This is a genomic window from Brevibacillus sp. NRS-1366 (genome assembly GCF_050467985.1).
Window position 1 is genome coordinate 1 of the sequence record NZ_JBITPN010000059.1, and the last position, 25,820, is coordinate 25,820.

The 25,820-nt window shown below is 47.5% G+C and carries 22 protein-coding genes and 1 pseudogene; 12 read left to right on the forward strand and 11 right to left on the reverse strand.

All coding sequences use genetic code 11. From position 1 onward, the window contains the following. Window positions 1-125 precede the first annotated feature (125 nt). The 3 genes and pseudogenes from ACIFQN_RS32175 (at window position 126) to ACIFQN_RS32185 (ending at window position 2,013) form a co-directional block, all read left to right on the forward strand. Window positions 126-575, forward strand: coding sequence for a hypothetical protein (locus tag ACIFQN_RS32175; protein ID WP_429837133.1), 450 nt, complete (start codon window positions 126-128; stop codon window positions 573-575). Between the two features lie 143 nt (window positions 576-718). Further along, a pseudogene (locus ACIFQN_RS32180) lies at window positions 719-907 on the forward strand (inositol monophosphatase family protein); the annotation flags it as partial. A gap of 116 nt (window positions 908-1,023) precedes the next feature. Continuing rightward, complete coding sequence (locus ACIFQN_RS32185) at window positions 1,024-2,013, forward strand: lipoate--protein ligase (RefSeq protein ID WP_429837134.1); 990 nt, start codon at window positions 1,024-1,026, stop codon at window positions 2,011-2,013. A 371-nt stretch (window positions 2,014-2,384) separates the two neighbouring features. Here ACIFQN_RS32185 and ACIFQN_RS32190 read toward each other — a convergent pair whose 3' ends face one another. Both ACIFQN_RS32190 and ACIFQN_RS32195 read right to left on the reverse strand, forming a co-directional pair. Beyond that, window positions 2,385-2,987, reverse strand: coding sequence for a TetR/AcrR family transcriptional regulator (locus ACIFQN_RS32190; protein ID WP_429837135.1), 603 nt, complete (start codon window positions 2,985-2,987; stop codon window positions 2,385-2,387). 663 nt (window positions 2,988-3,650) lie between these two features. Further along, window positions 3,651-3,740 carry a YjcZ family sporulation protein gene (locus ACIFQN_RS32195; protein WP_429837136.1) on the reverse strand — a complete coding sequence of 30 codons (90 nt, stop codon included), beginning with the start codon at window positions 3,738-3,740 and terminating at the stop codon, window positions 3,651-3,653. Window positions 3,741-4,378: 638 nt separating this feature from the next. On the opposite strand from ACIFQN_RS32195, the gene ACIFQN_RS32200 reads away from it, so the two are divergent. Beyond that, entirely contained in the window at window positions 4,379-4,936 is a 558-nt protein-coding gene (locus ACIFQN_RS32200) for a hypothetical protein (protein WP_429837137.1), read from the forward strand. Window positions 4,937-5,112: 176 nt separating this feature from the next. On the opposite strand, the gene ACIFQN_RS32205 is transcribed toward ACIFQN_RS32200, so the two are convergent. After that, window positions 5,113-6,612, reverse strand: a complete 1,500-nt coding sequence (locus ACIFQN_RS32205) for an amino acid permease (protein WP_429837138.1) — start codon at window positions 6,610-6,612, stop codon at window positions 5,113-5,115. 249 nt (window positions 6,613-6,861) lie between these two features. Between ACIFQN_RS32205 and ACIFQN_RS32210 the strand changes: the two genes are divergently transcribed. The 3 genes from ACIFQN_RS32210 (at window position 6,862) to ACIFQN_RS32220 (ending at window position 11,014) form a co-directional block, all read left to right on the forward strand. Continuing rightward, window positions 6,862-8,220, forward strand: a complete 1,359-nt coding sequence (locus tag ACIFQN_RS32210) for a sigma-54 interaction domain-containing protein (RefSeq protein WP_429837139.1) — start codon at window positions 6,862-6,864, stop codon at window positions 8,218-8,220. Between the two features lie 159 nt (window positions 8,221-8,379). Further along, window positions 8,380-9,321, forward strand: coding sequence for an agmatinase (speB, locus tag ACIFQN_RS32215; protein WP_429837140.1), 942 nt, complete (start codon window positions 8,380-8,382; stop codon window positions 9,319-9,321). 511 nt (window positions 9,322-9,832) lie between these two features. Beyond that, entirely contained in the window at window positions 9,833-11,014 is a 1,182-nt protein-coding gene (locus tag ACIFQN_RS32220; RefSeq protein WP_429837141.1) for an MFS transporter, read from the forward strand. Here ACIFQN_RS32220 and ACIFQN_RS32225 read toward each other — a convergent pair. After that, window positions 11,011-11,958 carry a helix-turn-helix transcriptional regulator gene (locus ACIFQN_RS32225; RefSeq protein WP_429837142.1) on the reverse strand — a complete coding sequence of 316 codons (948 nt, stop codon included), beginning with the start codon at window positions 11,956-11,958 and terminating at the stop codon, window positions 11,011-11,013. The two genes, ACIFQN_RS32220 and ACIFQN_RS32225, sit on opposite strands and share 4 nt — an antisense overlap. A gap of 139 nt (window positions 11,959-12,097) precedes the next feature. Here ACIFQN_RS32225 and ACIFQN_RS32230 point away from each other — a divergent pair, with 139 nt between their 5' ends. After that, window positions 12,098-12,982, forward strand: coding sequence for an SDR family oxidoreductase (locus ACIFQN_RS32230; protein ID WP_429837143.1), 885 nt, complete (start codon window positions 12,098-12,100; stop codon window positions 12,980-12,982). Here the strand turns inward: ACIFQN_RS32230 and ACIFQN_RS32235 are convergent. The 4 genes from ACIFQN_RS32235 to ACIFQN_RS32250 are packed head-to-tail and all read right to left on the reverse strand — an operon-like array spanning window position 12,961 to window position 18,176. Then, window positions 12,961-14,211, reverse strand: coding sequence for a benzoate/H(+) symporter BenE family transporter (locus tag ACIFQN_RS32235; RefSeq protein WP_429837144.1), 1,251 nt, complete (start codon window positions 14,209-14,211; stop codon window positions 12,961-12,963). The two genes, ACIFQN_RS32230 and ACIFQN_RS32235, sit on opposite strands and share 22 nt — an antisense overlap. Window positions 14,212-14,236: 25 nt before the next feature. Then, window positions 14,237-15,688 carry a sigma-54-dependent transcriptional regulator gene (locus tag ACIFQN_RS32240; protein ID WP_429837145.1) on the reverse strand — a complete coding sequence of 484 codons (1,452 nt, stop codon included), beginning with the start codon at window positions 15,686-15,688 and terminating at the stop codon, window positions 14,237-14,239. Beyond that, window positions 15,657-16,970, reverse strand: a complete 1,314-nt coding sequence (locus ACIFQN_RS32245; RefSeq protein WP_429837146.1) for a sensor histidine kinase — start codon at window positions 16,968-16,970, stop codon at window positions 15,657-15,659. Before ACIFQN_RS32245 ends, ACIFQN_RS32240 begins: the two co-directional genes overlap by 32 nt. Window positions 16,971-17,027: 57 nt before the next feature. Then, on the reverse strand, window positions 17,028-18,176 hold the full coding sequence (locus ACIFQN_RS32250; protein WP_429837147.1) for an iron-containing alcohol dehydrogenase: 1,149 nt from the start codon (window positions 18,174-18,176) through the stop codon (window positions 17,028-17,030). 237 nt (window positions 18,177-18,413) lie between these two features. Here ACIFQN_RS32250 and adhP point away from each other — a divergent pair, with 237 nt between their 5' ends. From adhP to ACIFQN_RS32270, 4 genes are all read left to right on the forward strand, one after another. After that, complete coding sequence (adhP, locus tag ACIFQN_RS32255) at window positions 18,414-19,427, forward strand: alcohol dehydrogenase AdhP (RefSeq protein WP_429837148.1); 1,014 nt, start codon at window positions 18,414-18,416, stop codon at window positions 19,425-19,427. Between the two features lie 193 nt (window positions 19,428-19,620). After that, window positions 19,621-20,934 carry a transcriptional regulator gene (locus ACIFQN_RS32260; protein WP_429837149.1) on the forward strand — a complete coding sequence of 438 codons (1,314 nt, stop codon included), beginning with the start codon at window positions 19,621-19,623 and terminating at the stop codon, window positions 20,932-20,934. Window positions 20,935-21,036: 102 nt separating this feature from the next. Next, window positions 21,037-22,416, forward strand: a complete 1,380-nt coding sequence (locus ACIFQN_RS32265; protein ID WP_429837150.1) for a YfcC family protein — start codon at window positions 21,037-21,039, stop codon at window positions 22,414-22,416. Between the two features lie 19 nt (window positions 22,417-22,435). Continuing rightward, entirely contained in the window at window positions 22,436-23,548 is a 1,113-nt protein-coding gene (locus ACIFQN_RS32270; RefSeq protein WP_429837151.1) for a mandelate racemase/muconate lactonizing enzyme family protein, read from the forward strand. 117 nt (window positions 23,549-23,665) lie between these two features. On the opposite strand, the gene ACIFQN_RS32275 is transcribed toward ACIFQN_RS32270, so the two are convergent. From ACIFQN_RS32275 to ACIFQN_RS32285, 3 genes are all read right to left on the reverse strand, one after another. Continuing rightward, a complete protein-coding gene (locus ACIFQN_RS32275) occupies window positions 23,666-23,974 on the reverse strand; it encodes a hypothetical protein (protein WP_429837152.1) in 309 nt (102 codons plus the stop codon). 173 nt (window positions 23,975-24,147) lie between these two features. Then, window positions 24,148-25,620 (reverse strand): sodium:solute symporter family protein, encoded by a 1,473-nt coding sequence (locus ACIFQN_RS32280; RefSeq protein ID WP_429837153.1) that lies wholly within the window; start codon window positions 25,618-25,620, stop codon window positions 24,148-24,150. Then, window positions 25,617-25,811, reverse strand: coding sequence for a DUF3311 domain-containing protein (locus ACIFQN_RS32285; RefSeq protein WP_429837154.1), 195 nt, complete (start codon window positions 25,809-25,811; stop codon window positions 25,617-25,619). The genes ACIFQN_RS32280 and ACIFQN_RS32285 overlap by 4 nt, the downstream gene beginning before the upstream one ends. Window positions 25,812-25,820: the final 9 nt, after the last annotated feature.

Below are 25,820 nucleotides of genomic sequence, written 5' to 3' on the forward strand. Positions count from 1 at the left end.
GCTGCATGAATGGCTAACGGGAAGGTTTGCGTAACTTTCCATTATTTGGTGGCGTATAAGAAGTGAAATGACAGAACAAACAACTTTAGAGTGAAGAGTGAGAAACTTTTAAGGAGTGAACAATTATGAGGATGTATTCTAAAGACATCAAAATCATGATTGGTGTGATTTTTATCGTTTGTGTAGTGGGAGGTGCACTGGCATTCCAAAGCACATTTGCTATAAGCGCGATTAATCAAAGCCCGACGAATCCTCCTCACTATCCAGAAAATGAAAATGGACAGACATACGGTTCTGTTGAAGAAGCCACTTCCGTTGAAATGCTACCTGACTTAATCCACGTAGGAAGTGTGAATGGCATTGCAGGATATTTGCTGAAAAAAGATTATCTTGGTGAACTTGTTCATGATGCTCCACTGTATGATGTTAATGGGAAAACCATTATTGGTTCTTTTCTTATTGGCGCTAAGAATATGAACTATCCTAAAAATAAAAACGGACAGACATACGGTTCTGCCACAGATGCTGCTTCTCCAGATACGGAACCTGAATTAATCAGTGCAATAGGATGGTGAAACCGTAATTAGTGTGTTTCATGTTGGAGGAAAGTAAGAAAAATTTATGTTCAAGTGTTACGCTAACAGATTCACTAGTTCAACAAAAGGGAGGCTATTAATTGAAAGAAAATTCATTTGAATGAGCGACCTTCGCGGACAAGGTTGTTCGTATAGCTGGAAAAAAAATTACCGAAATACGGAGAGAGTCTCGCATAGAAGTAGCGTATAAGGACGCAGGAGAACTTGTAACCTCAGCAGATTTTGCCTATGATCAGATTATTCGTGAAGCAATAGCAAGTACTTACCCTAAACATGGTATTCTCTTAGAAGAAACGACCGATGGAGTCTGATCTAAAAATATCTTTGAAGGTCCTCTTTGGATTATTGATCCGTAAGACACCATGTCTATGAAGGAAATACATGGTATGATAGGGGGAAAGAATGCTTTTGGGATGGAGGCTGACCGATGAAGTTCATCGACAATCAAGGAATGACAGACCCCCGCATCAATCTGGCAATCGAAGAGTATGCTCTCAAAAATCTGCCTGATCATGTTGATTATCTGCTGTTCTATATCAATGAACCTTCCATTATCATAGGAAAAAACCAAAATACGATCGAAGAGATCAATGCCAGCTATGTCGAAGAAAACAATATTCACGTCGTTCGCAGGCTGTCGGGAGGCGGCGCTGTCTACCATGATCTGGGCAATCTCAATTTCAGCTTTATTACCAACGATGACGGACAGTCCTTCCACAATTTCCGCAAGTTTACCGAGCCGGTTGTACAAGCCTTGAATAAGCTAAATATCGAGGCCGAGTTGACCGGTCGCAATGACATTCAGGTAGGAGAACGGAAAATTTCGGGCAATGCGCAGTACTCGACCAAAGGACGCATGTTCAGTCATGGCACCCTGCTGTTCGATTCGGAGATGGAGAATGTCGTGTCTGCCTTGAAAGTAAACGCAGAAAAAATTCAATCCAAAGGAATCAAGTCCATCCGAAGCCGTGTTGCCAACATCACGGAGTTTTTAAATCAGCAAATGACAATCGAGGAATTCCGCCTGGCGATTTTGCATTCCATTTTTGATGGCGGGGATGTAGAGGAGTACAAGCTGACCGACGCGGATTGGGAGAAAATCCATGAGCTGTCTCGTTCGCGCTATCAAAGCTGGGACTGGAACTACGGCAAATCGCCAAAGAGCAATTACCGCCAGTCGAAGCGTTTTGATATCGGAACCGTGGAAGTCCAATTGGATATAGAAAAAGGAAAAATCAAGGAAGCCAAAATTTATGGAGACTTCTTTGGGGTGAGGGATGTAGCGGAGTTGGAAGAGCTGCTGCGTGATACTCCGTATGATCGTCCTTCCGTCAGCGCACTTCTCGCAGATATAAATATCCAGGAGTTCTTTGGCAATCTGGATCGAGAGTCGTTCGTCACGCTTTTGATTGGATAACCATACGCTCAGGCTGTCGATTCCAGGTCGACAGCCTTTATTGTTGGGAATGGATATTCGAGCTCTATACCAAGTTAAGGAGGGCCAAGCATATAAGCGTAGCCCTGTGGCTTCATAATAGTTCTATTCAGCTCAGATTCATGAGATCCTCATGACCTTCAAATTTTCGGGTATTTCATGGGCGAACGCCGTATCACAGATGGCGCCGTGTCCCGGAACGACTACCTCGGGTTTGATTTCGTTGATAATGCGATCAAGGACTTTCAATCTTTTCCTCGGCATTAAGCACACAGCCGGAGGTCTGGTCACCTTCGCGCAGGGTGAGGTCATGAAAGTGCACATGTCGTGGATGAGCGATTTACATTTCTTGTCTATTGGGGCTTGGTCAGCCATTTGATAATGAGGTCAAAAAACTCCTTGCCCATTGTCTCCAAATCTTCTTTTCCATCGTAGAGACACCAATCATATATGAGGCTTCGGCCAAAGCGAGCGAGGTATTCCACAAGTACTTCACGATCCAGGGTAACCTGAAATTCCCCTGAACGAAGCCCCCACTCCACAATCCGCTCAAGCAAGACGTAGACGGCGCGCTGGTCGCTTTTATTCAGTATGTTCTGCCGATCACTTAAACTGATTTGATTCATATAAACGACTTTCATCACATTTACGCCGCACACGTTAGAGCAGTAATGACACATGGAAGCGATCAGAATTCGCAGTTGCTCGCTGGCAGGAGTCTGGGGCGATATCTCCTGGAAAGTTTTTTCGTAATAGGCGTCAATTTGGTTGAATTGTTCTACTAGCACAGAATCCTTAGAGGGAAAGTGTGTGTAAAAACTTCCCTTTGACACACCGGCATGCTGAGTGATATCGTCCACGGTTACGGTTTCAATACCATACTCTGAAAAGAGCTTAATTGCTGTTTCAAGTATCTTTTTTTTGGTTTCCTGCGCATCCAGGTCCCGTTTTGTCAATCTTTTTCCTCCAATAGCCATAGTTCCTCCTACCTTGTTTACGAAGTGTGCAACAGTCAATTGATGATAAAGCTTGCTATATATTATAAATAAAAATAAAAACGATTGACATCACTCAAAAAAATATTGTAACAGGCACTTTGAGTAACACAAATTTGCTTGACCACATTTGTGAGGTAATCACGATCTGTTCATTACCTTTTACAAAAAAATACCCTGCGCCTTGCTGGGTTGCAAAAGTCCATCCGCCAGCTTGCAATCTAGATTTGAGTCTCTCAATGGTTTGGTCCAGAGGAAGCTTGGCTCCATACCAAACATAATCACTCTCGGTTGCCAATTTCGTTATCTGATCGTAGGAGGATCATTAAGAAACACCAAACCGATTCCAAGCGCCAAAATAAGGCTAACTAACAGAATGCTGACTTTACGTTTCACTTCGAATCTCCAGTCTTACAAGACTTGTAATCCAAATGATACCATTTCCTCCGGTTGAAATGCATTCAGAGATACATGAATTTCCTTTTAATTGGAAACCTATTTTAAGAAGGTCTTCCTTTAACAAAGATAAGCTGAAAAGAAATCCATGTTGAGTGATCAGGCTAGCGTTATGTATGTTCGAAGTGAAACGGGCAGCTTAAAAATTACCCGTTTCACAAAAAGGCATTAATTGCAACTGCAAGCGACAATTACCAAGAGGACGAAAAGAACCAAGACCAAAGAAAAGTCTTCACCAAAGAAACCGCAGCTGGACATTTCGATCACTCCTTAGCCAAGATAAGCAAATCCTAAGAATATGGTTTATCGGAAAAAGCGGCGTCTCGAAAAGGGTGATTCGACGAAAAAGAAAGGTGACTCACGGAAAAAGAAAGGGGATTCCCTGAAGAAAAATGGTGATTCGCGAAACCCTCTAAAGCCAGGTGACTCAAAAGTTCTGAAGCGACCACCAAATCCTCCTCGACCACGAAACGGCGGTGGATCATCGTACCTCATGGAACATGACGACTCGCATTTGCATTTACAGCGTCTACGTGACATTGGCTTTCCCTCCTTTTCGGTCTCTTCATTGATATGTGTAACTCTGTCTAATGGCTCAGGCATTTACCTAATGATTCCAGCCTAAATTAACCCTAGATGGAGAAAGAGCCGTGAACAGGAAGGCTTTAGCTATCGGAAATGAATTCATCTTTATTTACGGGGGTAAAAGCGATGTTATCAATCGGAGCAGCCTTTATTGGTTTAGTCATCTTGCTTGCGTTGATTGGTTATGTCTACTGGAGAAACATACGAAAATAATGGACTCATCTGCTTCGAATGAAAAAGGACAGGTAACGACAATACGGTATCATTCGTCTAATTGGTATCAAATACCAAACAATAAGGGTGAGTTCCAAATGAATAAAGCATTCATGCTTATCATGGCAATGGTCGTGGTAGTTTGCTCTAGCGGCTGTAGCTCTGGAACGGTAAGCAATGAGGAGAAAGCAGTGGCGGCACATCCGAAAGAAGAAACGAATCAAACGGGAACAATTGAACCAACTCCTCACCCGGAAGAAATGAGCCGCTCAGCAAGCTACAACATAATCTCAGGCTACATGGAGGAAGAGTGCAAAAAGGCTTTTTCACCCTACTATGAATTACTGGATTTTGTGATCTCCGATTATCAGGAAACAGTCGTCGATGGAAAAGTGGAGGCGACATTCGGGTATAAGGTGATACACAAAAATTTTGCTAAAGACCCTGACACGGTTGGCTATATTAAAGCCGCTAAAGAAAAGGGTGATCCCAACTATCAAAAGCTATACGATGAATATTTACAACCGAAAGAAATGAACTTTCAACTGAAAGCCGTGATAGAGGATAGCTATTCCATTGCGCTGTACACCAATGTGAATCCAAAAGGAATCCAGTGGGAGAAAGCCGTTATATCAGATTTTGTCCTGAGCAAATGATCTCGAAATGATTCACGCTTTTGATTGGATAACCCACTTAGGCTGTCGATCTAGGTCGACAGCCTTTTTTAGTAGGGGACCGGTGCACTGCCTCATGTCCAGGTGAATTTGCAAGCGTAGGATAACACATGGAGAGGACTTATTCCAATTCAGGATTGAGTCCTTCGTGTGCAAAATCATGCATGATTTCGATGATCTTCTTTCTCGACAGACACCCTTGCATGATACTCTCTGCTAAGATCAACCTCATTCAGCGGGACCACCTTGGTTCTCTTGGTTACTTTATAACCAATGTAAAGAACTAAAAAGAGAGGCAAGCCGATGTATGACACAGCGATGCCATGCCAATCGATGATTCCGTTGAAAATGGCATCGTAATTTTGTCCCAAAATGACAAACGAGCAAAGAACAAATGAAAAAATGGGACCAAGAGGGAACCATTTCGCCTTGTACTTAAGTTCATTCAGATCACGACCTTGGGCTACAAACGCTTTTCGAAAACGATAATGGCTCACGGCGATTCCCAGCCAAGAGATGAATCCGGTCAAAGCAGAGCTGTTTAACAGCCAAATATAAATGGTGCCGTCTCCATACAAAGAGCTGAGAAAACAGGTCGCCCCAATAACAGTTGTAGCGCATACCGCATAAATCGGTACTCCACGCGAATTGATTTTTCCAAACAGTTTTGGAGCTTTACCGCTTTTCGCCATTGCATAGAGCATTCTTGATGCCGCATAAATCGAAGAGTTCCCGCAAGAAAGCACAGACGTCAGAATCACTGCATTCATGACAGCAGCGGCAAAGGCGAGTCCTGCTTTTTCAAATAGCAAGGTAAACGGACTAATGGCGACATTATCGCTCCCATTTAATAGATTCGGATCATTATAGGGGATCACGAAACCGATAATCAGAATAGTAAAAATATAGAAGATTAAGATTCTCCAAAAGACAGACTTAATCGCTTTCGGAACATTCTTCTCCGGGTTCTCACTTTCACCTGCTGCTACACCGACCAATTCCGTTCCGATGAATGAAAAACCAGCCATTATAAACACGCCAATGACGCTCATCAATCCTCCATGGAACATAGCCCCTTCCATCATGAAGTTTTGAAAGCCAATCGCTTTTCCTCCAATGATCCCCACAATCATGAGTGTTCCGACAATCAGAAAAATGATAATAGTCATAACCTTTATGCCAGCAAACCAGAATTCTGATTCTCCATAAGCACGTGGTGGTAGTAAGTTAAGTCCAAATAACACGGCCAGAAATAGGCTGCTCCACAGGATTGCAGGCGAATCAGGAAACCAGTATTTCATCAACAGAGAAACCGCAGCGATTTCTACGGCTACCGTAATGGCCCAACCAAACCAGTAGTTCCATCCCAGGGCAAAGCCAAGAGCCGGATCTACAAATTTGGTTGCATAAGTTTCAAAGGCGCCTGAGGAAGGCATATAAGTACTCATTTCACCCAAACTTGTCATTAAGAAATACAACATGATTCCGATAACGAGATAAGCGATAAGTGCCCCAATAGGACCAGCCTGGCTAATGGATGCGCCACTGGCCATAAACAATCCGGTACCAATTGCTCCACCAATGGCAATCATGGTAAGATGTCGCGATTTCAGTTCCCTTTTCAAGTGCCCTTCAGTATGATTCGCTTCAATTTGCATGATGAGGCCCCCTCTTTACTGAATATTGTGATAGCAGAGTGGATAAAAATTCCCCCCTTGTATGACAAAAAGATAGACAAGCCTTGTTAGAGCAAAAAACGTACCATGCCCCAAAGTCTCATTCGCATTCAGATTTTCATAGAAACAAAGGAGATGTATACTTAACTAAAAAACAAAAAAATTTGCCCCGATTGAGCAAGGTTTTTTGTTTTTACAACCTTGGTTTAACATTAGAGTGGAGGTAGTCAAATGATAACTCAATACTTACAGTCCATCTCAGATCTGTATGATCAAATAGATGCGCTTCTCATTACAAATAAGGAGGGTATCATCGAATATTCGGTCATGTATTGCCACGAAACAGATAGTTTTGAAAATGAAGGTTTTACCGGGAAACATATCTTAGAGGTCTATCCTTCCATTACGCGGGAAACCAGCAGTCATTATCGCGTCATGAGAAGCGGAAAACCGATTATTGGTGAAAAACAGACGTTGACCGATAAGAATGGAAAGTCATCGTTTTTCGTCAACTCCACGTTTCCCATCAAATACAATCATGAGGTAATGGGTGCGATTGAAGCCTCGATCTTGGCATCCAAAGACGGAAAACCCCTCTATCGAACATCCTCTAAACGAAAAAATGCCGCAAATTCCTTATATACGCTCGATGATATCATTACGGCAAATGCAGCTATGCTGGAAATGAAAGAGAAAATAAAAAAGATTTCGACTGGAGACTCCCCTGTTCTGCTATGTGGTGAAACAGGAACAGGCAAAGAGCTCGTTGCTCAAGCGATTCATAGTCATAGCTTGCGAGCAAGGGAGGTTTTCATCTCGCAAAACTGTTCGGCAATTCCGACAACACTGCTCGAAAGCACCCTTTTTGGCACGGCAAAAGGAAGCTTCACCGGTGCAGAGGATCGGAAAGGATTATTTGAGCTGGCCCATAACGGAACATTATTTTTAGATGAGTTGAATTCAATGGATATCGGGGTTCAGGCGAAACTGCTTAAAGCCATCGAGGAGAAAAAAATCAGGCGCGTTGGTGGGGAACGCGAAATTCCCATTAACGTCCGAATCATTTCTGCGATGAATGAAGACCCATTTACAGCGATTCAATATGGAATCATACGCAGTGACCTTTATTACCGTTTAGGCGTGATCCAGTTAAACCTTTTGCCACTAAGGGAGAGAAAGGATGACATCCTTCTATTGGCTGATTGGTTTCTTCACAAGTACAATGCGCAAATGAACAAGAATATTACCGGTTTGTATGACATCACCAAAAATGTATTGGTAGAGTACAATTGGCCCGGCAACATTAGAGAGCTGCGAAATGCCATTGAATACGCCTTTAATGTTGCGACAGACGAAACGATTATGCTAAAGGACATACCGGAGCATATTCTCTTCAAGAACACCGGTAAGCAAAGTTACTTTACTCAAGACCTGAATCCTGCTAAGTCATTGTTCGATCTGGTAGAAGAATTTGAAAGAGACATGATTCTAAGTACGCTGCGCCAGTCCAAACATATAGCGGATGCCGCGAAAAAGCTGGGAATTTCCAGGCAGGCCCTCCAATACAAAGTCGATAAATATCGATTGTAAAAAACAAAATTTTTTGCAAATAAGAGCAATATTTTTTGGTTTTTTACTTGGGGTTTGTGTAGGAGACGGACAAACAAATGAGTAAGCACGCAAGAAAAAGCCATGGCACATAATTTGCTTAATGGTAGGTACAGAAAGACGAAGGGAGGACAACTACGTATGAAATCTGTTCAAGATATGATTAAAGACAATAAGATTTGGGCTGGATTGAATCGACCAGGTATTTCCATGGAAGAAGCGGATGTTGTTGTTTTTGGAATTCCTTATGATGGTGGAGTGAGCTTCCGCTCCGGTGCCAAAGAAGCACCTCGGGCGATTCGCGAAATAACCTATACAATCCCGCCAACAACGGAACACTGGGAGGACCTCTCAAATCTCAACATTCTTGATGTGGGGGATGTCGCTGGGGATAGTCGGGACGATTTGTTTCATAGTGCTGAAGAAACCGTGTATGCCAGTGTAAAGGCCGGGAAATTATTCACGATGATCGGCGGCGATCATTCCACGACGATTCCCGTGTTGCGCGGGGTGGATCGTGCGTTGGACAAACCATTTGGAATTATCCATATCGATGCGCATTTTGATCTCTGTCATGAAATGGGCGGCGATCTCTTGTCTCATGGCTCCGTAGAGAGACGAGCGTTGGAATTGGCAAACGTTCCGGACACGGAGAGCATTTTTTTTGTAGGCATTCGTTCTGTGGAATCAGAAGAGCTGGCATTCATTAACGAGAACAAAATGAATATTCTCAAAGCGATGGATGTCCGCAACATCGGTGTCGCAGAAACGGTAAGCAGAATCAAGGAAGAAATGAGCCGCTTTGAAAATATTTACATCACGATCGATATTGATTCGTTAGACCCGGCATACGCACCAGGTACGGGTACTCCGCAATTTGGCGGATTGCAAAGCAGGGAACTCCTTGATTTGCTTTATGGATTGTTTGAATTACCTGTCATCGGTTTTGACGTTGTGGAAGTGTCCCCTTCTTTGGATCACACCTCAGTGGCTACCTTTGCCGCACGAAAAATACTTACGGAGTGCTGGGGACATCATCTCCGTAAAAACAAGCGCGTTCACGGGACCTACGAAACCAAATAAACAATGTGTGCACTCCTCATAAGCAAAAACCAGTCAAAAACACGAAAAAAAGCGTTTGACTGGTTTTTGCTTTTCTTTTTATCAAGACGCACCCCATCGGACCCTACTGCTTTCGATCAAGAAATATAAGTACAACTAGAAAAATACTGAGTGCAAGAAAGCTCTTTCTGCTGTATAAATGATTCCGCTGGCCAGAAACGTGGTTGTAGCCAGGATGAGATAGATGGATTTCATTTGGGAACACCTCAACTCCTATTCTATGGAATAGATTAGCATAGATGGGTAGAGTGCAAAAGGAAACGTTACTTGGCCAAGTATGCAGCAGGAGAGTCCGGGTCACTATGTAAATGAAGAGAGAGGGCAAACAAAGCTTAGGCGAAAGAAGGGATTGTTATGAGAAAAGGAATCGTGACTATGTGAAATGTGCGCTCCTGGCAGGAAAATGAAGCCAGAAGTGAAATGAGTACAGAAAGCCAAGTAAGGCAATCGAGAAGAAAGCAGGGAAAACGTAATGACAGCACCGTACAAAAAAGTATTTTGGGCAGCCGGTTTCGGTTGGATGTTTGATGCGATGGATGTTGCACTTTTATCATTTATTATGGTAGCACTCAGGCAGGAATGGGGATTGTCAGGAGAAGAGGCAGGGCTGCTCGGAACCGGCAATCTCGTAGGGATGGCCTTGGGTGCGTTTATTGGCGGGTTTCTTGCAGACCGCATTGGCCGCAAACCGATTTTTTTACTCACGCTCGTGTTATTTGGGGCTGCGAGTCTGGCCAGCGCGTTTGCGACCGGTTTTTTGACCATGCTCTTATTCCGTTTTCTGATGGGACTAGGGCTCGGAGCAGAGCTCCCAGTAGCTTCGACGCTGGTCAATGAATTTGCACCGGTAGAAAAGCGCGGGCGTACAGTCGTGCTGCTGGAAAGCTTTTGGGCAGTGGGCTGGATTGCAGCAGCAGTCATTTCTTACTTTATCATTCCGGTTTACGGTTGGCGTATTGCCGTTATCATCGGGGCTTTGCCCATCGTGTACGCCTTGTTTGCCCGTAAGAGCATTCCCGAGTCGCCGCAGTTTCACCAAAGGGCAGAGAAGGCTCCGTTGAAAAAAATATGGACTGCCCATCAAAAGGAGACGTTGACCCTGTGGGTCGTTTGGTTTGCAATCACCTTTTCCTACTACGGCATGTTTCTCTGGATGCCATCAGTGCTCGTCGATAAAGGCTTTACGATGATCAAGAGCTTTCAGTATGTATTGATTATGACATTAGCCCAACTGCCAGGATACTTTACAGCCGCGTACCTCGTGGAAAAGTGGGGAAGAAAACAAACATTGGCAACGTTTTTATTCATGACCGGCGTAATGGCGTTCGCGTTTGGGCAAAGCAGTGGAACTACAGGATTGTTAGTAACCGGTGCCTTGCTCTCCTTTTTTAACCTTGGGGCATGGGGGGCGCTCTACGCGTATACACCGGAAAATTACCCGACTCCCTTGCGTGCCACAGGCTCGGGATTTGCTTCTGGAGTCGGGCGGATCGGCAGCATTATCGCTCCTTATCTCGTCGGTTATTTCTCGGCTCTGCATTACAGCTACACGTTTATCTTCAGTATGTTTACGGTTGTGCTCATTGCTGGCACCATCGTGTTGGTGGCGATTGGAAAAGAAACAAAAGGGACAGAGGCTGACAGTCTTGGTTAATCGTACAGGCAAAGGATAGCCTGGGCTTCAGCGATTACTTTTTCCCGCAGCTCATCAGGCCCGATCACTTGAATGTGCGCTCCGTAGCCCAGGATAAGCTCTGTTGCCGATTCGAGTGTATGAAATTCCACCTCAGCTTCCATCCAGCCGTTTGCAACAGGCTTGGTGGAAGCTATTTTCATATATCGTTCAAGCTCAAGTCTGGTTATGAGCGACTCTTTGACCAAGACCTGCGCTGGATAGCGAGGCAGAGCAGCTTTGAACTCCTGAGTGGACTTGTCCCAATAGCTAGCGAGATCAAAGTCAAGCGGCCGGACAAACGATTCTTCCAGCATTTGTGCAGCGATAAGCCGTGAAATCCGATAAGTGCGCATGTCAGCATCGACCTGTGCCACCAAATACCAGACACTTCGCTTTGCCACCAGCCCGAGCGGATGGATCAGTCGTTCTACAATGGAGCTGTCGCGTTGGTAGCGAATCAACAGTTTACGCTCCTGCCATACGGCTTCCTGGATGCTAGCCAGATAGGGGAATGTCTCATTTGACTGGTGCCAGCCAGCTCCGTCGATGTGCAGCCGCTGCCTTACGTGATCAGCGCTTTGCTGCATTGTTTTCGGCAAGGCGGAGAGCAGCTTCGCAATCGCACCTTCAAAGCCAACACCCATCCCCAAATCACGCAGCGGTGCAGGAGGGGAAGCGAGCAGCAGCGATTGCAGCTCTTCCGTTTTCATCCCCGTCAGATTGCTCCGATAGCCTTTGGCCAACGCCCAGCCGCCACCGGCACCTCGCTCTGCATAGACAGGAACACCTGAACCGCTCAATGCTTCCATATCACGATGAATGGTCCTCTCGGATACCTCAAGTCTTTCTGCGAGCTCCCTTGATGTCAGACGCTCATGGTTTTGCAAAAGCAACAAAATCGAAAGCAAGCGATCAGCCCGCAATAAGCTCACTCCTTTCTGCACAGAAAACCCTTACCGTTGATTGTATATTATCTTATCGAATATTACAGCGGTTGTCATATTTACACCTGTAGACTAATGAACGTAAAGGAAATAATCAATTGCGAGGAGAGATCATTCGATGAAGCCGTTGCAAGGTAGTGTAGCGTTGGTTGCGGGAGCCACCCGTGGAGCAGGACGAGGGATCGCTGTCAGTCTGGGCGAAGCGGGGGCGACGGTATACGTCACGGGACGCAGTGTCAGAGGTCAGCTGTCCGACATGGCGCGGACAGAAACGATTGAGGAGACAGCAGAAATGGTGACGGCATGCGGCGGACATGGTATCGCCGTGCGAGTAGATCATACGAAACCTGAAGAGGTAAAGGCATTGTTTGAGCGTGTGAAAGCAGAGCAAAACGGACAGCTTGATCTGTTGGTAAATGATATTTGGGGCGGAGACGCCTTGACTGCTTGGGAGAAACCTTATTGGGAGCAGGAGCTTGCATCAGGTCTGTTGATGCAGGAGAGGGCCGTTCACACTCACATGATTACGAGCCATTACGCCACACCGCTCATGCTGGAACGAAAAAAGGGACTGATCATAGAGATTACCGACGGCATAGATTATCGGTACCGTGGCAATCTCTACTACAGTCTCGCAAAAATCTCGACGATTCATTTGGCGCAGGCGATGGCAGCACAGCTTCGTCCACACGGCATCACCGCAGTTGCTTTGACCCCTGGATTCCTGCGTTCAGAAGCGATGCTCGACCACTTTGGTGTGACGGAATCTACGTGGAGGGAGGCGGCAGACCCGCATTTCATCGCTTCAGAAACACCAGCCTATATCGGCCGGGCCGTAGTCGCACTTGCCACAGACCCGGCTATTGCCCAAAAGTCAGGAAAGACACTGAGTACATGGGGTCTTTCTGACGAATACAGCTTTACGGATCGGGACGGCAGCCGCCCCCATTGGGGACGCTATGCCGAGGAGCAAGGCTTTTATCACTCGGAAGAAGAAGCTTGAGCCAATTCTTTTCTGGACAGCCATTTGCGCACATCGCCATTGAGAATTAGATTGGTGATGACCCCTGCAATCAATCCCCAGAAGGCAGCACCAATCCCGCCAATGGAAATGCCGGAGATGGTGACGAGGAAGGTGACGAGCGCACATTCCCTCTCCGATGCTTCCGTCATCGCCTGCGCGAGGCTGGAGCTGAGCGAAGCAAACAAAGCCAGTCCTGCAATAACCGCAATCAGCTCTTTGGGCATGGCTGAGAAAACAGAGGCAATGGTTACGCCGAACATCCCGAATACGAGATAAAAGGCGCCGCAGGCAATGCCCGCGATGTAACGCTTCGTGTGATCGGGATGGGCTTCCTTCCCTGTACAGATCGCTGCGGTTATCGCCGCAAGATTGATGCCGTGCGCGCCAAAAGGAGCGAGAAGCAGCGAAGCAATTCCTGTCGTTGCAATCAGCGGGCTAGCAGGCGTATCATAGCCATCCGCCTTTAACACCCCGATGCCAGGAGCATTCTGGGAAGCCATGGTGACGATGCACAATGGAATTCCCAAACCAATGATGGCATCAAGCGAAAATGTAGGCATTGTAAATACCGGATTGACCAGAGCGATTTGAACGCCATCCAGATGCAGGCGCCCCAGACCGAAGGCTACGACCAGCCCTACAAGAAGGGTCAGAACGACAGCATAACGCGGAGACCAACGCTTCGCAAACAGATAGCAAAGGATCATCGGCAAAGCCAGGGCGGGAAGATGCTGCATGGAGACAAACACCTCGACACCAAAAGAAAGCAAAATTCCCGCCAGCATGGCCGTCGTAATGGAAGCGGGCACGTACTTCATGAGCGTGGAAAAAAGTCCGGAAACGCCCAGGATCGTAATCACGACGCCAGAGAAAATATAGGCGCCAATCGCATCGGCATAAGGGTAAACCGTCAAACTGGAAACGAGCAGAACAGCACCCGGCGTAGACCAAGCGGTGATGGCGGGCACTTTGAACCAGATGCTCAAAATAATAGCAGTGAGTCCGCTCCCGATGGAAATCGCCCAAATCCACGAGGAGAGCAGGGCATCGCCAAGGCCTGCACTTTTGGCGGCTTGGAAAACAATCAGTAATGGCCCCGCGTAAGAAACCATTGTCGCAATGAGTCCGACGATAATAGCAGATAGGGATACATCAGAGGGAATGCTTTTTAATGATGAGATAGACCAATGATGTTTTTGTGAATCCACGACAAGTAATGCCTCCTACATGGGATCAGCTAGGGCCTCCCCCTTTTTCGTTTAAAATGTAACGGATGGTTCGCTTGGTGATGTTCAGCTTTTTGCTTAATAGCTGTCTGTCGCCGTTCGTTTCGTTCAAGCCCTTTTCAATAATTGACCGTCCGATTTCGCCTTCGAGCAATTTGATTCGCCTGATCAAGTAATCGAAGTCGATCCCTTCCATTGATTTCACAGTGCGGGTGATCGCCTGGGCAAAGCGCTCGCACTCTCGGTCAATGGCCTGCTCTAATCCGCTGTGGGCAGCAGGGTGCTCGACCTGTCGCTTCGCTTTGTCACGTATCGTTACAGGCAAGTGGTCCGCTCGAAGGACCTGACATTCGTGCAAGGCAAGGGTCTGATTGAGTACGTTGATAAGCTGGCGGACGTTGCCAGGCCAATGATAGAGCTGCAATAATTCCATTGCGTCCTGATCAATTTCGCAGGGCGTGCCGCTGCGCTTCTCCAGATAAAAGTGAGCAATGGCAGGGATGTCATGCACTCGCTCACGCAATGGTGGAATCGAGAGCTTGATGCCTTCGAGCCGATAAAGCAAATCACTTCGAAAACGATTCATTTCCACTTCATGCTCGAGATCACGATTGGTAGCAGAAATAAAGCGGATATTGCTTTGGCCGACCTCCTCGCCGCCGACCCTCATGAATTCTCCCGTTTCCAGTGTTCTGAGCAGCTTTACCTGAATGGAATGGGGGGCTTCTCCGATTTCATCAAGGAACAGGGTACCGTTATGAGCGAGCTCGAATAATCCTTTGCGAGCCTTTACCGCTCCGGTGAATGCTCCTTTTTCATAGCCGAACAGCTCGCTCTCCAATAGAGATTCCGGCACTGCACCGCAGTTGAAGGCAACGAACGGTTGCTGGGAGCGATTGCTTGCGCCATGCAGAAAACGGGCCATCAACTCCTTGCCTGTACCCGTTTCTCCTTCGATGAGTACATGTATTGCCTTTTTTGCTAATTTTTTGGCGATTGCGGTTACTTTGGTCATCGGACTCTCTGGTGAATACACAATACCATATTGCATAGCTTCTTGGGATAGTTCATCTGCTTGTTGGAAGGAAGATTCCAGAACAGAGTCGATGACGTGCTCCAGACTGTCCAGGTCATCGAACGGTTTTTCCAGATAATCCCGTGCGCCCCATTGCATCGCCGTTACCGCTGATTTGATGGTGCTGTACCCAGTCATGATGAGGACCTCGCAGGATGGAAAAACAGACTTGATCCGTTTGAGCAGCTCCAGTCCGTTAGAATCCGGCAATTTTAGATCGACCAGAGCGGCATGGAACTGATCGCGCTCAGTATGCAGCAAGCGCTCCACATCTTTCCCTGAATTGGCTACAAACACGTCGCAGTTTTTTTGCCTGAGAAAATAAGTAAAAAAGGTAGTGACCTCGGTTTCATCATCGACAATCAAAATCCGTTTCTTGTCCATCCAACCCCTCCTCCTCTGTCAGCAGTGGCAAAAGCAACGTAAACAGGCTGTAGTGACCCTCCGAGCTCTCGGCGAACAGCTTTCCGCCGTGTGCCTGTGCGATCCCCAGACTGACGGATAGGCCGAGACCTGTTCCTTTTGTTCGTTCCTTCGTAGAGTAGAAGGGCAAAAAGATCTGCTGCAAAAGCTCTGGCGCGATTCCCGAGCCGTTATCGTGTACAGACAGTCCGACATAGAAGCGCCCTTCCTCTTCCACTTGAAACGAGCGGATCGTGATGTGCGGGTCCTCTTTTTCAACAAGAGCGTCTCTCGCATTCAACAAAAGATTAATCACAATCTGCTCAATCTGGTGACGGCTCCCGTGAAAGAGCAGGGGAGGCTCGGCCATTTCCCGGGTGATGGTGAGCCCTGATACAGAGAGCTGATATCCGATCAGCCCGAGCACGTCTTCCACGATCTCATCAATCGAAATGGTGGCAAACAAGTACTCCTCCTGGCGGGAAAAAGTGAGCAGATTCTGAATGATCTTTTTGCAGCGGACACCGCATTGATAGATATCCTTCATCAAGGGAGCAGCCTGGGTATCCGTCATTTCCCGCATGAGTAATTGCGCATTGCCGAGGATGGCGGTTAACGGACTGTTGAGTTCATGGGCAATGCCTGCAGCCATCTCCCCGATCGCGGCCATTTTGGCGGACTGGATGAGCTGGGCTTCTATCTTGATCTTTTCACTAACGTCTTGAAAGAGCAAGCTGTTTTCGACCGACACACCAACGTGGCTGGCGATTAACTGGAACAAATCCGTTTCATCCCGATCTGTTTGCCGCTTCTCCCGATGGAACAGGGTCAAAAAGCCAAAGGTCTGGTTTAACTGGCTGCGCAAAGGAACAGAAGCAGCGTGGTGCTCCGGGAGAACTTCTTTCCATTCGAGATGAAACTCCTCTATCAAGAGAGGGGCCTCCACAAGCACCGATTTCGTCAGCGTATGACATTGCCAGCTGTCTCCCGTCCATTTGGCCAAATACGAAGACAGGATGCCTCCTTTTACAAGGGTAAGGGCGAAGTGCTCAAACTGGAGGATTTGGGAAAGCTGTGTGGCAATATAGATACTAGTTTGGGGCCAGGTCGCATTGATCTGGATTTGCGTCAGCTGGTTGATGACGGCAAGCTGCTTATTCTTTTTTTTCATCTCCTCTACGAGGTAGACCAGCTCACTGTAGTAGCTTTTTCGGGAAGATTGGATGCCAGTCAGCTTTTCCAGAATTTCTTGCTTATTTTGCATGATAGACCTCCTATCAGATCCTGTTCAGCTATGTTTTCCGGACTTTTGGAACATCCTCTACAAGGCTTGGCGGAAGAGGTTGGCCACGTCGTGCACATTCATATCTCGCGGATTGGTAGTCATACATACATCGAGCAGAGCCAGAGAGCTCAAGAGATCAATCTGCTCAGGCGCAAGTCCGATCGCCGAGAGAGACTCGGGAGCATCCAGGTCTCTCGCAAGCTCCTTCACAGCTTTCAGGGCCAGTCGCGAGGAGTCGTGTGAGCTTAGACCGGCAGTATTTTCACCCAGGCATTCGGCGATCTGCCTGTATTTTTCAGGAGCAGCGATGTAGTTGTACTCGAGTACATAAGGAAGCAGGATGGCATTGACCTCTCCGTGGGGCGCATCGAGAAAGCCCCCGAGCTGGTGGGACATGGCGTGAACAGCACCGAGGATCGCATTGGAAAAGGCGATTCCAGCCTGTAGACTAGCCATGGCCATTGCTTGCTTGGCTTCTGCGTTGTATTGGCTGGCCACAGATGGCCGCAGATGCTTGGCAATGAGTCGCATGGCCTGGAGGGAGTGAACCTCCGTGAGTGGTGTCGCGGCAAGCGAGATATACGATTCGATGGCATGAGTCAAGACGTCCAGGCCCGTATTGGCTGTCAATTGCTTGTCCTTGGTCATCAACGTCTGCGGGTCAATGATTGCGATATCGGGAATGAGTGACTTGGAGATAATCGCCATTTTTACCTTGCGCGTACTGTCGACGATGATGGAAAACTGTGAGACCTCGGAGCCGGAGCCAGCAGTGGTTGGCACCATCACCATCGGGGGAAGCGGATGCGCAATGTTGTCGACACCTTCGTACTGCACGATGCTGCCTTCATTGGTGGCTAATAGAGCGATGGCTTTGGCTGCGTCAATGGAGCTGCCGCCACCAACGCCGAGTATCGCGTTGCATTCCTTGGCTCTGTATTCGGCAATGCCTGCGTGGATTTCGTAGTCTTTGGGATTGGCTGTCACGTTAGTCCACAGGTGATATTCAAGCCTTTGCTGCTGCAAATAAGAAATAATACGCTCTGTCCAACCAGCATTGACGACGCCCATATCGCTGACGAGAAAGACACGGGTCGCCCCCAATCTTCGCAAACTTTCGCCAATCTGCGCGATCGACTGGTTTCCAAAAATGATTTCCGGCGTCATGAATTTGGATATTTGCATGCTTCTTCCCCCTTTTTCCGCTATGTAGTAATACCGCAGATAGGGGGCAATACCCTTTTTCGGCCAAAAGGTCGGCAGCAGGGCCGTTTTTTTGGCTCGACGGGCCAAAATATCGGCTAAAAGTGAACCGAAACGACGGAAAAACGCTGGAAAATAAAGCGCTTTCAGTTGGCACGCTGCTTGCTATAAGAAAGAGATAGCATTCCTATCCATGAGAAAAAGAGGAGGAAGAGTAGAATGAAAGCAGCGATTGTAAACGAGTTCCATCAAAAGCTGGAAGTAAAGGAAGTGCCAGTTCCGGAGGTTGGACATGGTGAAGTTCTCGTGAAAATCAAGACATGCGGAGTCTGCCATACGGATCTGCATGCGGCACACGGTGACTGGCCAGTGAAGCCGAAGCTTCCGCTCATTCCAGGTCATGAGGGAGTAGGGGTCGTAGAAAAGCTGGGCGAAGGCGTGACCTCACTGAAGCTGGGCGATCGTGTAGGGATTCCATGGCTGTTCTCGGCCTGCGGCGAATGCGATTATTGCTTGACTGGCTGGGAGACGCTGTGCAAGCAGCAATTGAATGGCGGGTATTCTGCAGATGGCGCGTACGCTGAATACTGCGTGGCACCGGCTGCCTATGTGGCCCGCATTCCGGATGAGCTGGGCGATGTGGAGGCAGCACCAATCCTGTGTGCAGGGGTAACGACTTACAAAGCGCTGAAAGTAGCCAATGTAGCGCCAGGTGAATGGGTAGCGATTTATGGAATCGGAGGTTTGGGTCACGTCGCGCTACAATATGCCAAGGCGATGGGCTACAACGTAGTGGCGGTTGATATTCACCAGGAAAAGCTGGAGCTGGCAAAAGAACTGGGAGCAGACGTTACAATCAATGGCAGCGAGGTGGACCCTGTACAAGCAATCGAGGAGCAGGTTGGCGGCGTTCATGGAGCGATCAGCGTGGCGGTAACCAAGAAGGCATTCGAGCAAGCCTACAAGTCCGTGAGGCGCGGCGGTTCGCTGGTTGTCGTCGGATTGCCGAATGCTGAGCTGCCTATCCCCATTTTTGATACGGTCCTAAATGGTGTGACCGTAAAAGGTTCCATCGTGGGTACGCGCAAGGACATGCAGGAAGCGCTGGATTTTGCCGCTCGCGGTAAAGTACGTGCGATCATCGAGACGCAGCCGCTGGATCAAATCAATAAAGTATTGGAACGACTGGAAAAAGGCCAAATCAATGGTCGTGTCGTTTTGACGATGGAATAATAGAAGGCAGGATGTGTGAAAAAGGGAGGTCCCAAAAGTAGAGAATCCTACTTGAGGGACAGCCCTTTATTTGTTTGCGCTGTTGATCGAATCATTTGAACAATGCAACTTTTTCGTAGCCTTTTGTTGCAAACTTGCCTATAATGCTCCGTAAGCAGCTAAAAAGTTGTATGGAAAGGTAGGGTATACGTACATGTTGATCCGCTTAGCCGTAATTACGCCCGAGGATTTTGCCCCGCTTATTACGGAGTGCGCGGTAGAGTTCACGAATATTGTTTTTACCACTTATTACTATCAAAACCCGATGGAATGCGACCAATTGATGGAGCAAGTTCAAGATTGCGACGTCCTTTTGTTTGCAGGACCGCTTCCGTACTATTTCGCCAAAAAAGCATTGGGTCAAAGAAGGATTCCGGCTGTCTACATTCCGTCTGATGAGTACACGCTGACGTTGAACCTCGGACATATTATGCTAAACAGAAAAGAAGGCTTGAAATCCTTATCAGTAGATATCCCGAAGATGGCGTACCTGGAGCAGGCAGTGGACGAATGGCAATTGGATGTCTCGGGCTGGAGTGCCATGGATTACAGTCAGATCATTGACGGTACCGGCGCGAGCTTTCATCCAGAGGCGATCATTTCGTTTCATCGAGACAACTACAGAAGTGGGCGCAGTAATCTCGTCCTGACCAGCGTGGACTATGTCTATACGCAGTTGTCTAAAGCAGGGATACCGTGTGTCAATCTGATCGTGCCCAAGAAAAGCATCAGGGAAACGGTGGCAAAAGCGGCTCATTTTGGTCAGCTCATGATTAGCGAAAACGCTCAAATTGCTGTCGGATTGGCGGCTATCAACCAGGTGGAGAAAGATGCAGCGATCATTGCAAAGCCAGATGCGGGAATTATGCTGCAGCAGTTGCTGTTGGAGTTGGGGAAGGAGACTGATGCGTCCATCCAGCAGTTGGGATTGGATCAGTTTATTATTTATGGAACCAGAGGCAGCATCGAACAGATGACTGGCGACTTTTCCCACATGCCAGCGATAGGAAACATGGAGCTGTTATTCGATGTGACAATCAGCATGGGATTCGGCTTTGGCATGACGGCAAGAGAGGCGGAGGCCAATGCACGGATTGGATTGTTTCACGCCCGAAAGCAGCAGGGGATCAGCAGCGCTTTTTTAGTGACGAATGAAAAAGAGGTAATCGGACCGTTGGGTACCATTTCCAAAGCGTTTCATCTGAAAAGCGATAATCGGGATATTCTCCGGGTAGCAGATCAAACGGGGCTAAGTGTGGCTACGGTTACGAAGCTGTCCTCGTTTATCAATCTGCGTCGCGAAAATCGTTTTACGGCAACGGATCTTGCTGAATATTTACAGGTAAGCAGGCGAAGTGCGGAGCGGATGCTGAAAAAGATGATGGACAACGGTTTTGTGGAGACAGTGGGGGAGGAGCAGCCATACCAACAGGGACGACCACGTGCTGTCTATCAAATTAATTTTTAGAATATTCCATTGACTAATCATGTGTTTATTTGTATATTTATTCACAATTAACGACATGATAACGACAATTGTCGGTAATGGAAAATTTAGGGAGGGTCAGCCATGGCTTCTAGAGTGCCCCACGTATTTGTCATTTTATTTTCAGTCATTTTACTCGCAGCTATAGCTACGTACGTTGTTACCCCAGGGGAGTACGACCGTGTAGAGGATGCGAACGGCCGGATGATCGCGGTTGAGGGCAGCTACCACGCCGTTGAGCCGCAGCGTGCAGGGTTTATGGACGTTTTTCAATCTATTTATACGGGAATGAACAAGGCTTCTGATATTATTTTCTACATTTTTATTGTAGGTGGTTCCTTCGGGATTTTACGCTCGACGAATGTGATTGAAGGTGCTGTAGGAAGTATTTCGAAAAAAATGGCTGGACGGGAAAAGCTGATTATCCCGGTTCTCATGGTGTTTTTCTCTCTGGCAGGTGCGATGCTTGGTCTGGCGGAAGAAACGATCCCGTACATTACGATTCTAGTTCCGCTTATGCTTCGACTCGGGTTTGACTCGATCACCGGTGCGGCAGTTGTTCTGTTGGGAACTTCGGCAGGCTTCACTGCAGCGTTCATGAATCCTTTTACGGTTGGGGTAGCCCAAGGGATTGCACAGATTCCCGTTTTCTCCGGGATGGGCTTTCGGATCGTGGTTTGGGCGGTATTCATTGCAGTCAGTATTTGGTTCGTTATGCGTTATGCGGACAAAGTGAAAAAAGACCCGATGAAGAGTCCGACCTATGAAACAGATCTCCTGATCAAAGAAAAGCAGGCACCGATTGAGCAATTGGCAGGCCTGACTGGCAGACAAAAATTGGTCTTGACCATTTTGCTTGTTACTTTGGTCACACTGGCGATTGGCGTATCCAAGTTTGGCTGGTATTTGACTGAGATCGCAGGATTGTTCCTTCTGATGGGTATTGTGATGGGGGTTATTGCTAAGCTTTCTTTAAATGAGATCGCAGAAGCGTTCATCGAAGGATGCCGTTCGTTGGTTATGGGAGCTTTAGTAGTTGGGGTAGCGCGAGCGATTCTTGTCATTTTGCAAGATGGTCTGGTCATGGATACTATCCTGTACGGATTGGCAAATGCCGTAGGCTCACTCCCGAGTGGTCTGACTGCGATCGGGATGTATGTCGTTCAGTGTTTGATCAACTACATTATTCCATCTGGCAGTGGACAAGCCGCGGTAACGATGCCGATCATGGCTCCATTGGGCGACCTGGTAGGCGTTACTCGTCAGACAGCGGTACTCGCTTTCCAACTGGGGGACGGCATCTCCAATATATTCACGCCAACGTCTGGCTACTTTATGGCAGGACTTGCTTTGGCGGGTATTTCCTGGATTAAATGGGCCAAGTGGATTTTGCCACTGATCATTACGCACTACGTACTTGGAGCGATTTTCGTTACGATCGCGCATATGATCGGCTATCAATAAACAGCAGGGGGAAACTGTAGTGAAAATCACTTCGGTGACCGTAACGGGGATCAAGCTTCCGTTACTTCGTCCATTCATCGTTGCCTATGAAACGTACTACGATATGCCGACACTTCTCATCAAAATCGAAACCGATGCGGGTATTACAGGATACGGGGAAGCTACGCCGGATCAGCACGTGACCGGGGAAACCTGGGAGAGTACCTACAGCATGCTGGTTCATCATCTAGCTCCTAGTGTGATTGGAGAAAACCCATTTCACATGGAACGAATTCATGAAAAAATGAAGGGGCTAGTATACGGTTCGCCCTCTGCAAAAGCTGGAATCGACATCGCTTGTTATGACATTATGGGAAAAGTGACTGGACAGCCCATCTACAACCTGATTGGCGGGCTGTATCATGAAACCTTGCCAGTTCCGTATGTCGTAAGCATCCTGGCTCCAGAAGTGATGGCTGAGGAAGCGGCTGATGCACTGAGGCAAGGATACAGCACAATTAAAATCAAGGTCGGGACAGATCCAATCATTGACGTGGAGCGAATCCGAGCTGTCCGCAAAGCAATTGGCGACAAAGTACAATTGCGGGTCGATGCCAATCAGGGCTGGCGAAACAGAGCGACGAGCATGTGGGTGCTGGATCAGGTGAAGGATTGCAGCATCGATTGGATCGAGCAGCCAGTCATCGCCGATGATATCACGGCTCTCGCTGAAGTGCGTCGCCAGACCCGTATTCCCGTGATGATTGATGAAGGTGTGCATGGGGACCGCGAAATCCGCGAAACGATCGTCAAGCAGGCGGCGGACAAGCTGAACATCAAGCTGATGAAATGCGGCGGGATTTATCCTGCGACCAGACTGGTAGCCCAGGCGGAAATGGCGGGGATGGAGTGCCAGGTGGGCTCGATGGTAGAATCAGCAATTGCGTCGGCAGCTGGTGCGCATTTGTGTGCCGCCAAAAAGGCGATCATCTCCAATGAGCTGGTGGGACCGTTGATGTTCTCGCGCGATGTAGCCGTCATGCCCTATGAAGACAAGGCCATCAAGCTGACGGATCGTCCAGGACTAGGTCTCGATGTGGATGAGCAGGTAGTGGCTGAGCTTGCACAAATGTCAACTGTGGTTATGAAGTAAATACTAAAAAAAGAAAGGGTAAAGCGATTGGATAGTCGCTTTGCCCTTTTTGCATTTAGAAGCATAGACGACCCCTTCAATGTGCAGTCTCATGGCTGAAAGAAAAGGGCGATATCTTTAGTTCGTAATAAAATTCAGATTGAAATTAAATGAGGTTTTGTTAACCTGCGTGATTTGCTTCGTGCTCTCATCGTATTCAAAAATGACAACGCGCGTTTCATAGTCATCTACTTTCTCTACGACCGCAAAACGATTTTTATCTAATTGGGCAACAGAAGAATTGGTAGAAGATACGGGAATCGTCGGAAACGATGGCATTTTGATCGGCGGCGCATCGAAGCTTGGCACTGGCTTGGTTGCGATGAAAAACAAGCACAAAAGAATGCCAGCTAACAAAGTGGTTTGAATTTTTTCTTTGAAATTCATGTCATCACCTATCTTTTTTATTTCATTGCTTTTGATGGTAACATAAAGACGATTGGAAAAAATAGAGAATAATGAAAATTCCTTGTTCGACTAAGCAACAGAAAAACGCGGGAGCGCTGAAGTAAACTTCAACTGCACCCGCGTTTTTCTATTAGACCACGATTCTGCTTAGACTATGCAACGGAACGTGTTGGCTCATCATTTCTTGTTTCAGCTTTTTTTGTGAGGGCACTCACCGTCAACGTCACGACCACATTAATCGTAAAAGCGATGATCCCGATATCAAAATCTTTAAACGCTTGCGGCATGGATGGGAAAATATCGGCCATGGAGGCATTGCTGAGTGTCGTATACAGAACGGCAGCAAGACCAGCGATAATACCGCTAAATGCTCCTTGAACCGTGACCGGATTTTTCTTCCACAGGCTGAAAAAGAGTGCGGGGAAGAGTTGGGTGACCAGGCTGTAACCCATGATCAGGAGGGTGACAATTGTGTCGCCTCCATTGAAGGTAAAATACAAGGCGGCGAGGGCTACCACAGGCACCAGATAGCGAGTCAAGCGGGCGAGCTTGGCATCATTTGTTTCGGGTTTCCACACTTTGTAGACGTTTTTGGATAAGATGGTGGCAGCTACGTTGAGCATCATGGAGCTGGGGACGAGGGCAGCCAAAATGCCGGCAGCGCCGATGACACCGACAAACCACGGATCAAAAGTAGCTTTGGAGAGCTTGAACAGGGCCAGATCGGTATCGGAGCCAGTCAGGCCGGGTACCTGAAAAATAGCAGCAAAGCCGATAAAGATGACGAAAACGAGCACGATTTGATATAAAGGCATCATGATGGCATTGCGGCGCAGCGCCTTGCTGCTTTTTGCTGCGTAGGCAGCGCTAAAGGTATGGGGCCACATGTAGGAGCCGAGCGACCACAAAATAAGTGTAGAGACAAACCAGTACGTAGAAAGGCCACTTTCAGGAAGGACCAGAAAACCGGGATTTGCCTGATCGATAGACTTGAACATTTCCACGAATCCGCCATGATAGTGAATCGGCAAATAAAAACCCATGAAAATGACTACGCCGAGAATGAGAAAGTCTTTGAGGACAGCGGTCCAAGCGGCACCATGAATGCCAGAGAGCATGACGTACACGGTGACACATATGACACCAATCCAGATTGCAGCAGAGGGGGAGATCATCCCGTAAGAAGCTTCGGATACGATGATCCCGAGTCCCTTCAACTGAAGGATCAGATAAGGAATCATAGAGATGACACCGACAATCGCTACCAGCACCCCGAGAGCCGTACTGTTGTATTTGCTGACAAAAAAGTCGGATTGAGAGAGAAGCTTCTTTTCCTTGGCGTACTTCCAAATGGGAGGCAAGAGCCAGTAGGATAATACAAAATAAGCAGCGTTAAAGATGTAGAAGGCTGGAGCACCCGCAGCGTAAGTGAAACCGCTTGCACCAAGAAACGTAAAAGTCGTAAACGCCTCACCAGCCATTAAAAGGAAGACAAGCATGGAGCCAAGCCCGCGGTTCCCAACAGACCACTGCTCCAGCGTCATCTCCTTGCCTTTACGAGCACGGATAGCCAAATAAATGGATAAGGCCATGAATGCGGTAATGATGAGCAAAGCAGAATTCATTCGTCGTCGCCTCCTTGGTTGGCTGGGTCGAGCTTGAATACAATCCCCATGAACACCGAGGTTAATACCAGCCAGAGCACCATCCAGAATAGGATGAATGGCATGCCCAGAACGTAAGGCTCGACTTTGTTAATGACAAGAAGCGAAAAGAAGACGGGTATGATGCTGAGTAGATACAGCCACTTTTTCATGGAATGACC